We start from the raw sequence: 15,224 nt of genomic DNA, 5'->3' as shown, positions 1-15,224 counted from the left end.
GGGAAACCGCGCGCCCTGCCCGGGAACCGAGGCCCCGGCGGAGCGGCTCAGGCCGCCTGGATCGCCTCGGCGAAAAGGTCGGGATCGACATTGCCGCCCGAGACGACGCAGATCACCGTATCGGGCAGATCCGCCGCCCGATCCTTCCCCCCCAGACCAAGCGCCGCCGCCAGCGCCACCGCCCCGCCCGGCTCGGCCACCAGCCGCAGGTGGTGGAAGGCCGCCGCCACCGCCCGAAGCGCCGCGCCGTCCGGGACCGCGAGGCCCGGCCCGACATGGCCCCGTCGCGCAAGATCCAGGAGCAGGGGCAGCGTCAGCCGCCCGGGCGTCGGCGTCAGGATCGCGTCGCAGACCGATCCAGCGGCGCGCGCATTGCGCTGCGGCGCGCCTGCTGCCAGCGAGCGCGCCATGTCGTCGAACCCCTCGGGCTCGACCGTGCGCAGCCGCAGGCCCGGCGCGCGGGCGCCAAGGGCCAGCGCAACACCGCTGGCCAGCCCGCCGCCGCCGCAGGGCACCAGCACCTCGGCCGCGCGGATGCCCGCCGCCTCGGCCTGTTCGGCCAGTTCCAGCCCCAGGACGCCCTGGCCCGCCACCACCTCGGGATGGTCATAGGGCGGGATCAGCGCCAGGCCGCGCTCAGCGGCCAGCCCGGCGGCCAGCGCGTCGCGATCCTCGCGCCCGCGATCGTAAAGCACCACCTCGGCCCCCCAGGCGCGGGTATTGGCGATCTTCACCCCGGGCGCGTCCAAGGGCATCACGATGAACGCCGCCATCCCATGCGCCGCCGCCGCCCGCGCCACGCCCTGGGCATGGTTGCCCGAGGACATCGCCAGCACCCCCGGCGTGCCCGGCGGCAGGGCCGAGACCGCCGCCCATCCCCCGCGCGCCTTGAAGCTGCCGGTGAATTGCAGGCATTCGGCCTTGACGAAGACCCGCCGCCCCGCCAGCCGGTCCAGGGCGGGCGCATGCAGAAGCGGCGTGCGCCGGATCGCGCCCTCGGCATGACGGCCAAAGGGCGGCGCGAAACGGTCGCGCGCGGCCAGGATCCTGTCGATATCCACCGTCATCTCAGGCCTCCTTGCAGGCGCTCAGCCACTGACCCAGGGCCGCCACCGCCTCGGGTTCGTCCAGAAAGGGCACATGCGCCCGGCCCGGCACCTCGGCCCGGATCAGGTCGGGCCGAATCTGCTGCATCCTGTCGGCCACCGCCGCCGAGAGAAGATCCGAATTCACCCCCCGGATCAGCGCCACCGGCAATGTCCCGGTCGCCTGCCACATCGGCCAGGCCGGTTCTGGCGGGGCCTCGAAGGTCGCCAGCACGCTTTCGCGCAACGCCGGATCGTAGCGCAGCGCCAGCCCCCTCTCGGTCTCGCGGTAAAGCCGCGCGGCCACCGCCAGCCAGCGCGCCTCGGGCACGCCCTCGAAACCAGGATGCGCGGCGGGCAGCTTGCGCGCCATCTCGGCCAGCGTCCGCGCCGCCGGAGGGCGGCCGACATAGGTCTTGATCCGGGCGAGGCCGCGGAAATCCAGTTCGGGCCCGACATCGTTGAGGCAAAGCCCGATCAGCCGGTCCGAGGCCATCGAGGCCATCGCAAGCCCGATCAGCCCGCCGCGCGACGTGCCCAGAAGCGCCACCCGCTCCAGCCCCAGATGATCGAGCAGCACCAGCACGTCGCCCATCTCTTGCGCCAGGGTATAGGTCGGGGCGCCGGTATATTCGCTCTCACCCCGCCCCCGGCAATCCATGCGGATCACCCGGCAGCCCTTCAGCGTGGGCAGGGCATCGTCGAAATCCGCCTTGTTGCGGGTCAGCCCGGCAAGGCACAGGACGGGCAGCCCCTCGCCCTCGTCCAGATAGCCGAGCCGCGCGCCATCGAAAGCGGTGAAGAAACGGGTCATCGGATAGTCTTGGGGCATATGCGGGGCCATGGGTTGAAAGGCTGCGAAAGGGGGACGCGCAAAGGCGCAACGCAAAAGGGGCGAAATGCACGGGCAAGGCGGGAACGGGCGGCGTCAAGAATTGACGCAACGGAAAGCAACGGTCCGAAACTGGCATAGCGCGCTTGCGGTTGAAAGACATTGGGCGATCCCGGCATAAAAAGACAATGCGGAATGACGACCTCGACCCGACCCGGCATGGTCGCGGAAGATCAACCCGGCGGGCGGCCCTCGGATCCCGGCTGCCGCCTCATACGTCGCGATCCGGAATCCGCGCCGCGCCGCCGCCCTTGGGAAAGCGGCAATCCGTCGCTTGCAACTTGGCCCCCGGGCGTCCTAAACCCCGCCCCGGCGGCAGCCCGGCGCAAAGGAAGGATTCCCCGGCGGATCATCCTGCGGCCGACCTGCCGCCGCCGGGCACCCGCCCATTCCCGCCCTCTGACCTCGGCAGCCGCCCCCGGCCGCCTTTTGCCCGCTCCAGTTTGAACCGCCCCGATTCGACCCGTCCACATTCGACCTGACCTGTAGACCCGCGCCCCATTCCCGAAGGAAAGCCCATGGCCAGATCCCCCCGGAGCCCCGACCACGAGGCCACCAACCGCCAGCCGTCCCGCCGGGTCTCGGGGCTGAGGGGGCTTTTGCCCTTCCTGCGGCCCTATCGCGGCATGGTGGCGACGGCGCTGGCCGCGCTGGTCCTGACGGCCAGCGTCAGCCTGATGTTGCCGCTTGCGGTGCGCCGGGTGGTCGATGGGTTCGGCGAGGCCAACCTGGGCCTTCTGGACGAATATTTCATGGCCTTCATGGCCATCGCGGCGCTGCTCGCCCTTGGAACGGGCCTGCGCTATTACGTCGTGACCCGGCTGGGCGAGCGCGTGGTCGCCGACATCCGCCGCGCCGTCTTCGACAAGGTGACAGGCCTGTCGCCCGCCTGGTTCGAGCGCGTGCTTTCCGGCGAGATCCTGTCGCGCATCACCACCGACACCACGCTGATCCTGTCGGTGATCGGCTCTTCGGTCTCGGTCGCGCTGCGCAACATGCTGACGCTGGCGGGCGGGCTGGTGATGCTGTTCCTGACCTCGGCAAAGCTGTCGGGGCTGGTGCTGCTGCTGGTGCCGGTGGTGGTGATCCCGATCGTCGCGCTTGGCCGCAGGCTGCGCAAGCTCTCGCGCGAGAACCAGGACTGGATCGCCAATTCCTCGGGGCTGGCCTCGGAATCGATCGGCGCGCTCCAGACCGTGCAATCCTTCACCAACGAGGCCGAGACCCGCTCCGCCTTCGCCCGCGCGACCGAGGCGAGCTTCGCCGCCGCGCAAAAGCGCATCACCACGCGGGCGGTGATGACGGTGATCGTGATCTTCCTGGTCTTCGCCGGGGTTGTGGGCGTGCTGTGGACCGGCGCGCGCGATGTCCGCGACGAGACCATGAGCGTGGGCGAGCTGATCCAGTTCGTCATCTATGCGATCTTCGTTGCGGGCTCGGTCGGGGCGCTTTCCGAGATCTGGGGCGAGTTGCAGCGCGCCGCCGGCGCGACCGAGCGGCTGGTGGAACTGCTGGAGGCCGAGGACAGCGTGGCCGATCCGGCGCAGCCCCTGCCCCTTTCCCGCCCGGTGCAGGGCCGCATCCGCTTCGAAGGCGTCGACTTCCACTACCCGTCCCGTCCCGACAGCCCTGCCCTGAAGGCGGTCGATTTCGAGGTGAACCCCGGCGAAACGGTGGCCCTTGTCGGCCCCTCGGGGGCAGGAAAATCCACCGTTCTGCAACTGATCGAGCGTTTCTACGACCCGCAGGCGGGCCGGATCACCCTGGACGGCATCGCCCTGCCCGACATGGCGCGCGACGATTTCCGCCAGGGGATTTCGCTGGTGCCGCAGGATCCGGTGATCTTCGCCCGTTCGGCGCGCGAGAATATCCGCTTCGGCCGCCCCGCCGCCTCGGATGCCGAGGTGGAGGCCGCCGCGCGCGCCGCCGCCGCGCATGATTTCATCGCCGCCCTGCCGCAGGGCTACGACACGCCCTTGGGCGAGCGCGGCGTCCTGCTTTCGGGCGGGCAACGCCAGCGCATCGCCATCGCCCGCGCCATCCTGCGCGACGCGCCGGTCCTGCTTCTGGACGAGGCGACCTCGGCGCTGGATGCCGAAAGCGAAAGCGCGGTGCAGGCGGCGGTGGACCGGCTGGCGCAGGGCCGCACCGTCCTGGTGGTCGCGCATCGGCTGGCCACGGTGAAACGCGCCGACCGGATCCTGGTCTTCGAGGACGGCCGCATCGTCGCGTCCGGGCGGCACGAGGCACTGGTGGCCGAGGGCGGGCTCTACGCCAGGCTGGCGCGGCTTCAGTTCACCGACGGCCCCGCCCCCTGAGGGCGGGCCCGGGCGGCGGGGCCCGCCCCACTGACCGATCATCAGCCCCCTTCCCCTCGCGCCCCCTCCCGTGCAATCTCGCGCCATGGCCGCAGAACTTCCCGAACCCGACCGCACCCCCGGCGCGCCCCACCCGCGCGAGACCCCCATCCTCTTCGGTCAGGACGATGCCGAGGCGGGCTTTCTCTCGGCCTGGGCGCAGGGGCGGCTGCATCACGCCTGGATGCTGACCGGCGGGCGTGGGGTCGGCAAGGCGACGCTGGCCTGGAAGATCGCGCGGTTCCTGCTGTCGCGCCCGGCCGAGGAAGGCGGGCTGTTCGACGCGCCGCCGCCACCGGACAGCCTCGACACCGATCCCGAGACGCCGCTGGCGCGCAGGATGCGCGCGCTGGCCGAGCCCCGGCTCTTCCTGCTGCGCCGCAGCGCGAACCAGACCGGATCGGCGCTGTCGCAGGTCATCACCGTGGACGACACCAGGCGGCTGAAGGATTTCCTGCACCATTCCGCCGCCGACGGCGGCTGGCGGGTGGTGATCATCGACGCTCTGGACGAGATGAACGTCTCCTCGGCCAATGCGCTTCTGAAGCTTCTGGAAGAGCCGCCGCCGCGCGCGCTGTTCCTGCTGGTCTCGCACCAGCCCGCGCGGCTCCTGCCGACGATCCGCTCGCGCTGCCGCGAGTTGCGTCTTGCCGCGCTCGACGCCGAGGCCCTCTCGGATGCGCTGGTGCAGGCGGGGGGCGAGATCGACCCCGCCGACCGCACCGCGCTGGCCGAGCTGGCCGCGGGTTCGGTGGGCGAGGCGTTCCGGCTGACCAACCTTTCCGGCCTTGCGATCTACCGCGACCTGGTGGGCCTGTTCCAGAGCCTGCCCCGGCTCGACCGGCCGCAGGCGCTGGCGCTGGCGGAAAAGGCCGCCGCCCGGGGGGCCGAGGAACGTTTCGACCTGACGCTGACGCTGATCGACCTGTTCCTGACCCGGCTGTCGCGCGCCGCCGCCACCCGGCTGACCCCGCCCGAGGCCGCCCCGGACGAGGCCGCGCTTTTCGCCCGGCTGGCGCCCTCGGGCGAGGCCGCGCGGCCCTGGGCCGATCTGGCGCAAAGCCTGACCCAGCGGGCGCGGCGCGGGCGGGCCGTCAACCTTGACCCCGGCGCGCTTCTCATGGATACCCTGTTGCGGATCGACGCCACCGCCCAGGACCTGGCCCGCCAGCCCGCGCGATAGCCTTGCCGAGCCAGAACCCGCCGAAGTCCCCCGCGCCCGATATCGAAGATGCCGTCCGATAGCTCCATCCCCGAACTGGTCGACAGCCATTGCCACCTCGACTTCCCGGATTTCGAGGGCGAGCTGGAGGCGATCGTCGCCCGCGCCCGCGCCGCGGGGGTGACCCGCATGGTCACGATCTGCACCCGGCTGCGGCACGAGCCGCAGGTCCGCGCCATCGCCGAGGCGCATGAGGGCGTCTTCTACGCCGCGGGCACCCATCCGATGAGCGTGGCCGAGGAACCGCCCGCGACGCTGGAGCAGTTGGTCGCCCTTGCCGCGCATCCGAAATTCGTCGGCATCGGGGAAAGCGGGCTCGACTACCATTATTCCGCCGACAGCGCCGAGGCGCAGAAGGCCGCGCTGCGGCTGCATATCGAAGCCGCGCAGGAAACCGGGCTGCCGCTGATCATCCACGCCCGCGACGCCGACGAGGATATCGCGGCGATCCTGGCCGAGGGGCTGGCCCGCGCGCCCTATTCCTGCGTGATGCACTGCTTTTCCTCGGGGCCCGGCCTTGCGCGCGCGGCGCTGGAGATGGGGTTCTACCTGTCGATGTCGGGGATCGCGGCCTTTCCCAAAAGCCAGGACCTGCGCGAGATCTTCGCCGCCGCGCCGCTTGAGCGGATCCTGGTCGAGACCGACAGCCCCTATCTCGCGCCCCCGCCCTTCCGCGGCCGCCGGAACGAGCCCGCCCATGTCGTCCATACCGCCCGCAAGGGGGCCGAGATCTTCGGCCTGACCGAGGCCGAATTCGCCCGCGCCACCAGCGCGAATTTCGACCGGCTCTTCGCCCGCGCCGCCGCCCCCCGGCAAAGGGGCGCGGCATGACCCGACCCTGCCCCAGGGCGTGCGCCTGATGGACCGCCTGCGCTTCACCATACTGGGCTGCGGCTCCTCGGGCGGGGTGCCCCGGATCGGCGGGCCCGACGGCACCGGGATCTGGGGGGATTGCGATCCCGCCAACCCTAAGAACCGCCGCCGCCGCTGCGCCCTTCTGGTCGAGCGGATCGGCGCGCAGGGCACGACCACCCTGCTGATCGACACCACGCCCGACATGCGCGACCAGCTTCTGGGCGCGCGGGTCGGGCGCCTCGACGCCGTGGTCTATACCCATTCCCATGCCGACCACGTCCACGGCATCGACGATCTGCGCCAGGTCGTCTTCAACCTGGGCCATCGCCTGCCGGTCTGGGCCGACGGCCCGACGCAGGAGGCGCTGCTGTCGCGCTTCGGCTATGCCTTCGTCCAGCCCAAGGGCAGCCCCTATCCGCCGATCCTTGAGCTGAACACGATCGAGGGCGCCTTCCGGGTCCCCGGCCCGGGCGGCGAGATCGACCTGACCCCGTTCGAGGCCGAACACGGCTCGATCGACGCGCTCGGCTTTCGCATCGGCCCGCTGGCCTACCTGCCCGACGCCGTCGCCATCCCCGAGGCAAGCTGGGCCGCGCTGAAGGATCTGGATTGCTGGATCGTCGACGCGCTGCGGCGCAAGCCGCATCCGACCCATGCCCATCTCGCGCTCGCGCTTGAATGGATCGCACGGGCCGCACCGCGCCGCGCGGTGCTGACCAACATGCATATCGACCTCGACCATGCCAGCCTGACGGCCGAGCTGCCCGGACATGTCATGCCCGCCCATGACGGGCTGGTGATCGAATACGACCTTTCCTGAGGCCCCGCGCCCCGTCCCTGTTCCGCCCTCCTCTGTCTGCCTCCGTCCGATCCCTCCCCCCTGCCCCCCGTCACCCTGGCCGACCGGGGCGGCAAGGGTTTGCGAAAGCCCGCGACATGACCCTGCTTCTCGATGTCATCCTGCCCGTCTTCCTGGTGATAGGGTTCGGCTATGTGGCCGCGCGCTGGCTGGGCTTCGCCCCCGCCGCCGTGGACGGGCTGATGAAATTCGCCCAGAGTTTCGCCGTGCCCTGCATGCTGTTCAGTTCGATCGCGCGGATCGACCTTGGCAGCGAAACCAGCCCGGGGCTGTTCCTGTCGTTCTACATCGGCGCCTTCACCTGTTTCACGCTGGGCTTCATCGGCGCGCGCTGGCTTTTCGACCGCTCGCCCGAAGAATCGGTAGCCATCGGCTTTGCCGCATTGTTCTCGAATTCGCTGCTTCTCGGCATTCCGATCACCGAGCGCGCCTATGGCGCCGAGGCGCTGGCGGGTAATTTCACCATCATCGCGCTGCATTCGCCGCTGTTCTACAGCTTCGGCATCATCGCGATGGAACTGGCGCGCAGCCGCGGCCGCCCGCCGGGCCATTTCGGCGCGCTTCTGGCCAGCATCGCCAAGGGTATCCTGCGCCAGCCGCTGGTGATCGGGGTGATGTCGGGGCTGGCCTTCAACCTTTCGGGCCTGACCATGCCCGCGGTGGTGGGCGGCGCGCTCGACATGGTGGTGCGCGCGGCGGTCCCGGCGGCGCTGTTCGGTCTGGGCGGCGTGCTGCTGCGCTACAGACCCGAGGGCGACATGAAGGCCATCGCCATGGTCTGCGGGCTTTCGGTGCTGCTGCACCCGGCCATCGTCTGGTCGCTGGGCCGCTTCGTCTTCGATCTGAGCGACGCCCAGCTTCGCTCGGCGGTGATGACGGCGGCGATGGCGCCGGGGGTGAACGCCTATCTCTTCGCCGATCTCTACGGCAAGGCGCGGCGGGTGAATGCCTCGGCGGTGCTGATCGGCACGGCGGCCTCGATCCTGACGATATGGGGCTGGCTGCATATCCTGCCCTGAGCGGGCGCCCCCTCACGAAAGGCTCCGCCTCGTGTGACAGGCGCCCTTTCGCCGCGCCTCAGCGCCCCGTCACGCCCCGCACCCGGTCCGACCGGCGCCGCAACAGCTCGACCGTGGTCAGCAGCGCGATCGAGATCACCACGAGGATCGTCGCCACCGACAGGATCGCCGGGCTGATCTGCTCGCGGATGCCGTTCCACATCTGGCGCGGGATGGTCTGCTCCTCCAGCCCTGCCACGAACAGCACCACCACCACCTCGTCGAACGAGGTCACGAAGGCGAAAAGCCCCCCCGAGATCACCCCGGGCAGGATCAGCGGCATCACCACCTTGAAAAAGGTCGTCACCGGCGAGGCGCCCAACGAGGCCGCCGCCCGCACCAGCGACTGGTCGAACCCGGTCAGCGTGGCGGTCACCGTGATGATGACGAAGGGAATCCCCAGCGTCGCATGGGCCAGCACCACGCCCAGATAGGGGATGCCCCAGTTCTGGATCTGGATGCTGGAATAGAAGAAGAAAAGCCCGGTCGCGGTGATGATGATCGGCACGATCATCGGCGAAATCAGGATCGCCATCACCACCCGCCGCCCCGGCATTTCGGGCCGCGACAGGCCAAGCGCCGCCACCGTGCCCAGGACCGCCGCCACCAGGGTCGCGCAGATGCCGATGATGAACGAATTCTTGGCCGCCTTGACCCAGGTCGCGTTGCGCCAGACCTCGCCCCACCAGGCGGCGTCGCGCGGCCCGTCGGCATTCACCCCCATGGTCAGCAGCGTGTCATACCAGCGCAGGCTGTAGCCGTCGGGATCGAAGGCGAGCATCTTGGGCGTGAAGGTGAAATAGGGCTCGGCGTTGAAGGAAAGCGGGATCACCACCAGGATCGGCGCGATCAGGAAGACGAAGATCAGCGCGCAGATCGCCAGATAGGTGTAATACCACAGGCGCTCCAGCGGGTCGGCATAGGTGGGAAGGGCCATCAGGGTCTCTCCTCTCAGCCAAGCTTCATGTTGTCGATGCCCACCAGCCGGTCATAGACCCAGTAGAGCAGCAGCACCGAGATGAGCAGGATGGCGGCCAGGGCGGCGGCCAGCGACCAGTTGAGGCTGTTCTGCATATGGAAGGCGATCAGGTTCGAGATGAGCTGGCCCGAGGCCCCGCCAACCAGCGCGGGCGTGATGTAGTAACCCACCGCCAGGATGAAGGTCAGCAGCGCCCCCGCCCCGATCCCCGGCAGGGTCTGGGGCAGGTAGACCCGGCGGAACGCGGTCCAGGAGGTGGCGCCCAGCGAGCGCGCCGCCCGCACATAGGCGGGCTTGATGGTCCGCATCACCGAATAAAGCGGCAGGATCATGAAGGGCAGCAGGATATGCGTCATCGCGATGATCGTGCCGGCCTGGTTATACATCATCTGAAGCCGCCCGGCGTCGCTGACGATCCCCAGCGAGACCAGGATGTTGTTCACCACCCCCTGGCCCTGCAACAGCACCATCCAGCTTGTCGTCCGCACCAGAAGCGAGGTCCAGAACGGCAGCAGCACAAGGATCATAAGCAGGTTCGAACTCTTCAGCGGCAACGTGGCCAGAAGATGCGCCACCGGGAATCCCAGAAGGAGGCAGAAGAAGGTGATCAGCGCCGACAGGCCGAAGGTGCGCAGGTAAAGGTTCACATAGACCTGGCGGTCGGACGGCGCGCTGACGATGGCGCCGTCCAGATCGCGGGTCCGGTCCAAGGCGGCCAGGAAGAAATTCGCGGTATAGGCGCTTGAAGCCTGGCGCATCGCCGCCCACAGCGCCGGATTGCCCCAGCCCGCATCCTGGTCGAGCAGCGCCTCGCGGAACGGCGCCTCCATCCGTCCGGCCGAGCGCCCCGCCCCGGTGAAGAGCGAGCGCGAGCCGGGAAGGTCGTAGTTCACCCGCGTCCCGATCGTGCCATTGGCGCGAAGACCTTGCGCATGGGCCAGATCGGCGACCAGCGCGGCATAGGCGGCCTCGTCGGGCTCGGTGCCCTGGGGATTGGCCTCGAACCAGGCGCGCAGATTGACCATGATCGGGGTCTTTTCCCCGGTGCCAAGGTCGGTATGGATCGAGAAGCTTTCGTTGTAGACCGAGCGGTGCAGCATCTGGCCGATGGGGATGATGAAGGTCACCACGATGAACAGCAAGAGCGGCGCCACCAGCGCCAGCGCCTTCAGCCGCGCGCGGCGTTGCGCCCGGGCAAGGGCGGCGCGCAACGGCAGGCCGTCGGCCGTGGTCAGGGCGCCCGCCGGAGCCGGGACTGGCCCGCCCGGGTCTTGCGGCGGATCGGCGGAAAAGGTCTCGGCTGCCGTCATATGTTCGGATCCAGACTTGGGCTTGTCACTTTACTTGGGCTTGTCACTATGGCTGTCTTGGGGCCTTGCGGACATTTCCAGCAGCCTTGCCCCCGGGACAGGTTCTTGAAAAACACCGGCGCGGCCCAGGAACAGGCCGGTCCGGGAAACGCGGATCAGGGCCTAACCGACCGGGCGGATGCCCCGGGGCGCGGCGAAAGGGGATCGTCACCGGCCCGGCCCGCCACAAGGCCGACCCACAGGGCCCGCCACGGGTGGCGGCCCGGACGGCGGGAAAAACCCGCCCGCCGCCCGGAAACCGGCTCAGTTCGCCACGAGCCAGGCGTTGAAACGCTCGTTCAGTTCCACGTCGCGGTCGGCCCAGAACTCGAAGTCGTTGACGATGTAATTCGTCAGATTGTCGGGCGCGGTCGGCATATGCGGCCCCATCTCGGTCACGCCATCCATGAAAAGCCCGACCAGCGGCGCCGAGGACAGCCGCGCCGGACCGTAGGAGATCCAGGTCGCCTGCGCGGCAAGCTGTTCCGAGGCGGTGGCGAATTTGATGTATTCCCAGGCCTCGTCCTTGTTGGGCGCGCCCTTGGGGATCACGAAAAGGTCGAAGTCGAGGATCTGGCCGTCCCACAGGATCGAGAAGGGCTGGCCCTCGCCCACGGCGGCGGCAAAGACGCGGCCGTTGTAGCCGGTGGTCATGACGACCTCGCCATCGGCCAGAAGCTGCTGGGGCTGGGCGCCCGCTTCCCACCAGACAGTATCGCCCTTGATGGTGTCGAGCTTGGCGAAGGCGCGGTCGACGCCCTCGGGCGTGGCCAGGACCTCATAGACCTCGGGGCCCGCAACGCCGTCGGCCATAAGCGCCATTTCCAGATTGGCCTTGGCGCCCTTGCGCAGGCCACGCTTGCCGGGGAATTTCTCGAGATCGAAGAAATCGGCGATGGTCCCGACACCCTCGATGCTGTTGGCGTTGTAGGCGACGACGGTGGACCACACGATCGAGGCGACGGCGCAATCGGTCAGCCCGCCGGGGATGAAGTCCTCCGCCGCCGGGGTGCCGTCGACGCCATCGGGCAGCTCGTCGATGGCCAGCACTTCCAGCAGGCCTTCGTCGCACAGCCGCACCGCGTCGGAATATTCGATGTCGGCGACATCGACCGAGACGTTGCCCGCCTCGACCTGAGCCTTGATCGGGGTGGCGGGATTGTCGGCGGCGGCCATGTTCACGCCGATGCCGGTCGAGGCGGCGAAGGGCTTGTTATAGGCCTCGACCTGGCTGGTCTCATAGGCGCCGCCCCAGGACAGGACGGTGATATCGGCCTGGGCCGCAAAGGCCACGCCGCTGAGCGCGGTCGAGACTGCGAGGATCTTCTTCATGCTATTCTCCCTGTTGTCTTGTCGGAAATCCGCTGTTCGGGCGGTATTGTTATTTTTTTCCGTCCCGGGACCGGCGGCCCCGGCACGGTCTCGGCGCCCGCCTAGACCAGGTCGAGCGCGCGGGCATCCTCGGGATGCCAGCCGACCTTGATCTCTTCCCCCGCCGACAGCTTGGTCTGGCCAAGGGTGTTGCGCATCTTGATGACGAAATCGTCGGTGCCCGCCACATGGCAGCGCACCCGCAGGATGTCGCCCATGTAGATGACTTCTAGCACGCGCGCGTCCAGCATCGGCACGCCTTCGGGGACAAGGCCCGCCTTGAACTCGACCCGTTCGGGCCGGATCGAGACCAGCACCTTCTGGCCCTTGGCGCGGATGTTCACCGGGGTGGCGACGATCAGCTCCCCCGTGCTCAGCCGGACCTTGGCCGAGGTGGCGTCGAATTCCTCGATCACGCCGGGCAGCTTGTTGTTCTCGCCGATGAACTGCGCCACGAAACTGTTCTTGGGGCGTTCGTAAAGCTCGTCCGGCGGGGCAAGCTGCTGGATCCGGCCATCGTTGAACACCGCCACGCGGTCGGACATGGTCAGCGCCTCGCCCTGGTCGTGGGTGACATAGACCACGGTGATGCCCAGGCTTTCGTGCAGGTGCTTGATCTCGAACTGCATATGTTCGCGCAACTGCTTGTCCAGCGCGCCGAGCGGTTCGTCCATCAAGACGAGCTGCGGCTCGAACACCAGCGCGCGGGCCAGCGCGATGCGCTGCTGTTGCCCGCCCGAAAGCTGGGCCGGGCGGCGGGCGGCATAGGCCCCCATCTGCACCATGTCCAGCGCGCGGGCGATCTTGGCCTCGCGCTCGGACTTGCCCATGCCGCGCACTTCCAGCGGGAAGGACAGGTTCTCGGCGATGGTCATATGCGGGAAAAGCGCGTAGTTCTGGAACACCATGCCGATGCCGCGCTTGTGCGGCGGCACCTGGTTGATCGGCCGCCCGTCCAGAGTGATCTCGCCATGGGTGGCGGTCTCGAAACCCGCAAGCATCATCAGGCAGGTGGTCTTGCCGGAGCCGGACGGGCCGAGCATGGTCAGGAACTCGCCCTTGCCGATCGCAAGGTTCATGTCCTTCACGACCAGCGTCTCGCCATCGTAGCTTTTCTGCACGTGATCAAACACGACGAAAGCGTCGCTTCGGGGTTCAGCGCCCACCCGTTTCTCCCTGTTCAAATCCGGCAGGTGACCTGCACTCTCGTTGTCTTTTGACGTAAGCAAATGCCGCCCCGCATTGCAACGATCAAGTGACGCCACTTGCCGCACCTGCCGGAATGCGGGAAAAACGGGCAAACAGGGACAATACTGCAGGAAAAATGGTCAGAAAGACGTCCTTTCGGGCCACAACCTTCCCGAGGCCTCGGCCGCGCCATGCTGCGTCGCGGCACCCGGACGCCGCGTTGCCGCATCTCGGATCGGGCGGCATGGGTGCGCGCCGCGCGACGAAACGCCCCCGCCCCGGAGGTCCGGTGCGGCCGGGACGAATCGGTAAAACTGTCGGTGGACGGAATGCTCTGGACCTAGGAAGGCGGCCTCTGCAGGGAAGTTCCCGGGACACTTCGCCCCCGCCTGGCGCAATCCCAGCCAACACATTGGGGGGCCAAATGGGAGACCGACAGATCCAAAATAAAAAAGCCCCGGTCCTGCCGGGGCTTTTGCGATCCTGTTGGTGCGGATGAAAAGACTCGAACTTTCACTCCGGTTAAGGAACAGCGACCTCAACGCTGCGCGTCTACCAATTCCGCCACATCCGCACGTCCCGGATCGGGTGGCGCCGTCTTAGCGACAGTCTTCGGGGAAGAAAAGGGGGTATTTGCATCTGCCCGGGAAACCCGGCCCGGCCCCTGGAGCCGCCCGTTCCGGGCCGATCCGAAGCCCCCCCGCCGGGCAGGCGCCGCGCCCGGCTTGCGCGCCGTGCCGATTCCATTGCATCAACACCCGCAACCGCCCGGCAGGCACCGCAAGGAGGCAGGAACCATGGTCGAATGGCGTCATCTTCCGGGCCTCTCGCCCTACGACCGGACCCTTGCCGAGATGGAGGCCCGGGTCGATGCCATCGCCAGGGGCGAGGCCGAGGAGGCGGTCTGGCTGCTCGAACACCCGCCGCTCTACACCGCGGGCACCTCGGCGCGGGCCGAGGATCTGGTCGCGCCCGACCGCTTCCCGGTTCACCATGCCCGGCGCGGCGGCCAATATACCTATCACGGGCCGGGCCAGCGCGTGGTCTATTGCATGCTCGACGTCAGGACCCGCGGCGGGCCCCAGGGCGGGGATGTGCGCTGTTTCGTCCGCGCGCTGGAAAACTGGGTGATCGGCGCGCTGGCCGAGTTCAACGTCCTGGGCGAGATCCGCCCGGGCCGCGTGGGCGTCTGGGTCCGACGGCCCGACCGCCTCCCGGGCCCCGACGGCACAACCGCCGAGGACAAGATCGCCGCCATCGGCGTCAGGATCCGGCGCGGCATCAGCTTTCACGGCATCTCGATCAATGTCGAACCGGATCTGTCGCATTTTTCCGGCATCGTGCCCTGCGGCGTCCGCGACCATGGCGTGACCAGCCTTGTCGACCTGGGCCTTCCGGTGAGCATGGCGGATCTGGACGCGGCGCTGATGCGCAGCTTCGCGCCCGCCTTCGCCTTTGGCGAGGGGACCGCCTGTGCGCGCTGAGGTCTTCTCGCTGGCCCTGGTGATGCTTGCCGGGGCCGCGCGGGCCCAGGACACGGCCGAGGGCGAGCGGCTTTTCAGCCGGTGCCGGGCCTGCCATTCCATCACCGCGCCCGACGGGCGGCAGATTGCCCCGGGCGGGCGCAGCGGCCCCGATCTCTACGGCGTGATCGGGCGCCCGGTCGCCTCGGTCCCCGGCTTCGGCTACGGGCCGGGGATGCGGGCCGCGGCCGAGTCGGGCCTTGTCTGGGATGCGGCGATGCTGGCCGATTACCTGGCCGACCCGACCGCCTGGCTGCGCCAGGCCACCGGCAATCCCCGCGCCGTCTCGCGCATGGGCCTGCGCCTGGCCGAGGGCGGCGCCGATCTGGCCGCCTGGCTGGAGGCGACAGGCCCCGGAATGAGCCCCGGCGGCGGCGCGGACGACTGAGGCCCAGCCGCCCCGCCCGGCGGGAAACCGGCGGGCCGTGGCGATTTGATCTGGATCAAAGCTTCGTGTTGCGGCAGGGCCCTCGGGCGGCTAAACAC

13 protein-coding genes and 1 tRNA gene are annotated in these 15,224 nt (G+C 69.0%); 7 read left to right on the top strand and 7 right to left on the bottom strand.

Translation table 11 applies throughout. The features are described from left to right. Positions 1-47: 47 nt before the first annotated feature. Together ABNX41_RS11940 and ABNX41_RS11935 are read right to left on the bottom strand one after the other, a co-directional pair. Positions 48-1,067, bottom strand: coding sequence for a threonine ammonia-lyase (locus ABNX41_RS11940; protein ID WP_438669955.1), 1,020 nt, complete (start codon positions 1,065-1,067; stop codon positions 48-50). A 1-nt stretch (position 1,068) separates the two neighbouring features. Next, on the bottom strand, positions 1,069-1,899 hold the full coding sequence (locus tag ABNX41_RS11935; protein WP_438669954.1) for an alpha/beta fold hydrolase: 831 nt from the start codon (positions 1,897-1,899) through the stop codon (positions 1,069-1,071). A gap of 596 nt (positions 1,900-2,495) precedes the next feature. Between ABNX41_RS11935 and ABNX41_RS11930 the strand changes: the two genes are divergently transcribed. The 5 genes from ABNX41_RS11930 (at position 2,496) to ABNX41_RS11910 (ending at position 8,289) form a co-directional block, all read left to right on the top strand. Continuing rightward, positions 2,496-4,295, top strand: a complete 1,800-nt coding sequence (locus tag ABNX41_RS11930; RefSeq protein WP_438669953.1) for an ABC transporter transmembrane domain-containing protein — start codon at positions 2,496-2,498, stop codon at positions 4,293-4,295. 85 nt (positions 4,296-4,380) lie between these two features. Continuing rightward, complete coding sequence (locus tag ABNX41_RS11925; RefSeq protein WP_438669952.1) at positions 4,381-5,517, top strand: DNA polymerase III subunit delta'; 1,137 nt, start codon at positions 4,381-4,383, stop codon at positions 5,515-5,517. A 48-nt stretch (positions 5,518-5,565) separates the two neighbouring features. Beyond that, a complete protein-coding gene (locus ABNX41_RS11920) occupies positions 5,566-6,387 on the top strand; it encodes a TatD family hydrolase (RefSeq protein ID WP_438669951.1) in 822 nt (273 codons plus the stop codon). Positions 6,388-6,415: 28 nt separating this feature from the next. Next, the gene (locus ABNX41_RS11915; RefSeq protein WP_438669950.1) at positions 6,416-7,231 is read left to right on the top strand and encodes an MBL fold metallo-hydrolase; all 816 of its coding nucleotides are present in this window, start codon (positions 6,416-6,418) and stop codon (positions 7,229-7,231) included. Positions 7,232-7,347: 116 nt separating this feature from the next. Beyond that, a complete protein-coding gene (locus tag ABNX41_RS11910; RefSeq protein ID WP_438669949.1) occupies positions 7,348-8,289 on the top strand; it encodes an AEC family transporter in 942 nt (313 codons plus the stop codon). Between the two features lie 58 nt (positions 8,290-8,347). Here the strand turns inward: ABNX41_RS11910 and ABNX41_RS11905 are convergent, their stop codons facing one another. From ABNX41_RS11905 to ABNX41_RS11885, 5 genes are all read right to left on the bottom strand, one after another. Beyond that, a complete protein-coding gene (locus ABNX41_RS11905) occupies positions 8,348-9,265 on the bottom strand; it encodes an ABC transporter permease (RefSeq protein ID WP_438669948.1) in 918 nt (305 codons plus the stop codon). Between the two features lie 14 nt (positions 9,266-9,279). Continuing rightward, complete coding sequence (locus ABNX41_RS11900; RefSeq protein ID WP_438669947.1) at positions 9,280-10,617, bottom strand: ABC transporter permease; 1,338 nt, start codon at positions 10,615-10,617, stop codon at positions 9,280-9,282. Between the two features lie 303 nt (positions 10,618-10,920). After that, positions 10,921-11,988 (bottom strand): ABC transporter substrate-binding protein, encoded by a 1,068-nt coding sequence (locus ABNX41_RS11895; RefSeq protein ID WP_438669946.1) that lies wholly within the window; start codon positions 11,986-11,988, stop codon positions 10,921-10,923. 101 nt (positions 11,989-12,089) lie between these two features. Beyond that, the gene (locus tag ABNX41_RS11890; protein WP_438669945.1) at positions 12,090-13,193 is read right to left on the bottom strand and encodes an ABC transporter ATP-binding protein; all 1,104 of its coding nucleotides are present in this window, start codon (positions 13,191-13,193) and stop codon (positions 12,090-12,092) included. A 509-nt stretch (positions 13,194-13,702) separates the two neighbouring features. Beyond that, positions 13,703-13,789: transfer RNA gene (locus tag ABNX41_RS11885), tRNA-Leu, on the bottom strand. Between the two features lie 172 nt (positions 13,790-13,961). On the opposite strand from ABNX41_RS11885, the gene lipB reads away from it, so the two are divergent. Next, the gene (lipB, locus tag ABNX41_RS11880) at positions 13,962-14,699 is read left to right on the top strand and encodes a lipoyl(octanoyl) transferase LipB (protein WP_438669978.1); all 738 of its coding nucleotides are present in this window, start codon (positions 13,962-13,964) and stop codon (positions 14,697-14,699) included. After that, positions 14,689-15,126 carry a c-type cytochrome gene (locus ABNX41_RS11875; protein WP_438669944.1) on the top strand — a complete coding sequence of 146 codons (438 nt, stop codon included), beginning with the start codon at positions 14,689-14,691 and terminating at the stop codon, positions 15,124-15,126. The genes lipB and ABNX41_RS11875 overlap by 11 nt, the downstream gene beginning before the upstream one ends. The last annotated feature ends 98 nt before the right edge of the window (positions 15,127-15,224 follow it).

It is taken from the genome of Pseudogemmobacter sonorensis (assembly GCF_042762395.1).
GTDB classification, from domain to species: Bacteria; Pseudomonadota; Alphaproteobacteria; order Rhodobacterales; family Rhodobacteraceae; genus Pseudogemmobacter; species Pseudogemmobacter sonorensis.
This window is presented reverse-complemented; position numbering and strand designations above follow the sequence as displayed.

Excerpts from the sequence above, each read along its gene's own strand:
- ABNX41_RS11900 (WP_438669947.1), bottom strand. The coding sequence starts at position 10,617 with ATGACGGCAGCCGAGACCTTTTCCGCCGATCCGCCGCAAGACCCGGGC.
- ABNX41_RS11905 (WP_438669948.1), bottom strand. The coding sequence starts at position 9,265 with ATGGCCCTTCCCACCTATGCCGACCCGCTGGAGCGCCTGTGGTATTAC.
- ABNX41_RS11920 (WP_438669951.1), top strand. The coding sequence starts at position 5,566 with ATGCCGTCCGATAGCTCCATCCCCGAACTGGTCGACAGCCATTGCCAC.
- ABNX41_RS11925 (WP_438669952.1), top strand. The coding sequence starts at position 4,381 with ATGGCCGCAGAACTTCCCGAACCCGACCGCACCCCCGGCGCGCCCCAC.
- ABNX41_RS11935 (WP_438669954.1), bottom strand. The coding sequence starts at position 1,899 with ATGACCCGTTTCTTCACCGCTTTCGATGGCGCGCGGCTCGGCTATCTG.
- ABNX41_RS11940 (WP_438669955.1), bottom strand. The coding sequence starts at position 1,067 with ATGACGGTGGATATCGACAGGATCCTGGCCGCGCGCGACCGTTTCGCG.
- ABNX41_RS11930 (WP_438669953.1), top strand. The coding sequence starts at position 2,496 with ATGGCCAGATCCCCCCGGAGCCCCGACCACGAGGCCACCAACCGCCAG.
- ABNX41_RS11895 (WP_438669946.1), bottom strand. The coding sequence starts at position 11,988 with ATGAAGAAGATCCTCGCAGTCTCGACCGCGCTCAGCGGCGTGGCCTTT.
- ABNX41_RS11910 (WP_438669949.1), top strand. The coding sequence starts at position 7,348 with ATGACCCTGCTTCTCGATGTCATCCTGCCCGTCTTCCTGGTGATAGGG.
- ABNX41_RS11915 (WP_438669950.1), top strand. The coding sequence starts at position 6,416 with ATGGACCGCCTGCGCTTCACCATACTGGGCTGCGGCTCCTCGGGCGGG.